The sequence below is a fragment of the Mesorhizobium sp. M7A.F.Ca.AU.002.02.1.1 genome (genome assembly GCF_003998535.1).
Taxonomy (GTDB): Bacteria; Pseudomonadota; Alphaproteobacteria; order Rhizobiales; family Rhizobiaceae; genus Mesorhizobium; species Mesorhizobium ciceri.
This window is the reverse complement of the sequence record NZ_RZPB01000813.1, coordinates 1-2,557: the sequence shown is the minus strand read 5'-3', so window position 1 is coordinate 2,557 and position 2,557 is coordinate 1. Positions and strand designations below refer to the sequence as shown.

Below are 2,557 nucleotides of genomic sequence, written 5' to 3'. Positions count from 1 at the left end.
TCGGCTGTGATGCCGTAGCGTAACAGGTCGAAAGCATGCAGCCGCGCCATCAGCCAGGCCGCGCGGGCGCCGGCATCATGATCGTCGCGCCACAGCGCGCCCAGCGCGCCGCCGGCGGGATAATTCGGCGCCAGCGGCGGCCGCAAGCGCTGCACACGGCCGCCTTCCTGATCGATGAACACCAGCGCGTCCGGACGCCCTATGCAGTCTCGCATCTCGGCGACCAGATCGCGGATCTGTTCGGTCTCGCCGATGTTGCGCGCAAACAGGATGAAGGCCCACGGGCATTCATTGCGATAGAAATTGATTTCTTCGCGGGTGAGCGATTTCCCGGCGCAGCCGAGGATCATGGATTTTGATTCGGTCATGTCGGCAGTTTAGGGCTTTGTGCGATCAAAGGGAATCGCCAGGGATTCATCCACGGCAACGCCGGATCTGCTTTCCCCATGAAAAAAGCCGGCGCGGTGACCGCGCCGGCTTTCAATCGGTTGGCTCCGGCTTTAGCGCGAGACGAAGCAGTTGCCGCCGGCGGCCTTGTAGCTGGTGCACAAATTGATCGCGTCATTGCGTGACTGGGCCGGAACGCGCACGCGGTAGAACGTGCCTTTGCCGGCGATCTCGGCCTTGACGATGTTGGCGGTACGCCCGGCAAGCACGCTGCCATAGCGGCGCTGCAGATCCTGATAACTGGACTGGGCGCTTTCGACGGTCGGCTGCGAGGCGATCTGCATCGACCACGAGCCACCGCCTGCCGCGGTCGATGCCGGATCGATGGACGCAACCTGATCGGGCTTGACCTCGCCGACGACATCGACCGGCTGGTCGGACGGACGCTGCGGCGCTAGCGGAACCTTTGCCGGCGTGTTGGCCGATTGGGCCTTGGCCTCGGCCTTTGGCTTGGCCACCGGCTTGAGGGCCGGCTCGTCGTCCGCCTGGGCGGCGGCAGGCGCCACGGTACCGGTCTGGTCGGCATCGGCTTGCGCCGCCGGGGCGACATGCTGCGGCGCCGGATCGACCGGCTCGGTAGCGGCCACTTGCGGAGCGGCGGGTGCCGCCGGATCTTCACGCGGCACCAGCGAACCGTCCGACTTGACCACCATGGTCCTCACCTTGCGCGGTGCAATGGCGACGACATCGGCATTTGTGCCCTTGTCTGCATCCTGCAGCACCTGCGCGATGCGGTCCTCGGACTTGGGAGCTGGCGCCGTATTGTCGGCCAAAGCAGCGCCGGCCATCGGCGCGGCGTTGCCGACATCGGTTCCAGCGCCGGCTGCATTCTGGTCCGGCGAAAGATCGATGGCGCGGGCCGGGTCCTTCGCCTGCACGTCCACCGGCTCTTCGGTGTTGGTGACCAGCTTTTCCTGGACCGGCTCGGCGGGCTTGGCGCCCCTGACCGCGTCGTAGACCTTGTTGTCCTGGTTCGGCACCACGGCACCGCCCGGATTCTCCGGCTTGACCTTGATCGGCGCGTTGTCGGCCTTGACGATGACGGGCGCTTCGCTGCCGCCCTTGCCGCCAAAGGACAGCGCAAAGGCACCGAGACCGCCCGCGACCGCGACCGCGCCGACAATCGCGGCGATGAACAGGCCGCGTCCGCGCGACGGCCTTGCGGCCTCACGCTCGCCGAGACCCGGAACAGCCATCTCCTCGTCGAGTTCGGGATCGTAGTCGAGTTCATCGACGGTGAAATCATCGGCTTGGGAAGCCGGCTGGCTCCCCGGCAGGTTGTCGAGGTCGTAGCCCGAGGCGTCGGCATAACCCGTGGGCGGCGCCGCGCGGGCAGACATTTCCATCGGCCGCGCCGCATAGGTTCGCGCTTCCGGCTCATAGCCCGGCTTGACCCCGTCATAGCCCGGCTTGAGGCTGTCATAGCCCGGCTTGAAGCCCGCGGCATAGGAGCCATCATCGTAAGACGCGCCGGCCGCGTTGCTTGCTGGGGCGGCAGTCACCTCCACCGCGTTCATCTCGGAGAGAAGGCTGGAGAACTCGGCATCGAGATCGTCATAGCCAGGCGACGCCGGCTGGTCTTCCTCGAAGTGCAGTTCGGGGATATCGAGATCGTCCGCCAGCGCCACGACACGCTCGGGCACATCGACCGTCTCGACATCGGGCATGTCTTCGTAACGCGCCGGCTGGCGCGATTGCGGCGCCGATACTGGGGCAGCGGGAGCCAAGGTTTCGACCGGCTCGGACGAACCATAGGACGTCATGGCGGCGACTGCCGGCGCTGCGGCCATGGATGATGCCACCGAAGCGGCCGGCTGAGCGCTAAACGTAGGCTGCGTGCTGAATGACGGCTGCTGCGGAACCGGCGTCACGCGGCTCCACGAACGCGTCGGCTCTGTCGGTTGGGAACGCTCCGCAAGCCAATCGAAAGAATCCGCCGAATTGTCCCGGGGAGCGGCTTCATCACGCGGATCAAGGCCCTGGGCCAAAGCCGCGTCCAACGCATCATCGTCGAAATCGACATCGCCAATGGTGTCCGAGTCCGGATCCTGGAGTTCATCAAGCATAAGATCGTCAATATCCGCGTCGGCCGCTTGGGCCGTGCCAACAT

Annotated in this window: 1 protein-coding gene and 1 pseudogene; both read right to left on the bottom strand. The window is 65.9% G+C overall.

Annotated elements, in window-relative coordinates; translation table 11 throughout:
- A pseudogene (locus EN879_RS31695) lies at positions 1–368 on the bottom strand (glycoside hydrolase family 3 protein); the annotation flags it as partial.
- A gap of 132 nt (positions 369–500) precedes the next feature.
- A partial coding sequence (locus EN879_RS31690) for an SPOR domain-containing protein (RefSeq protein WP_206521041.1) occupies positions 501–2,557 on the bottom strand: 2,057 nt, incomplete at its 5' end.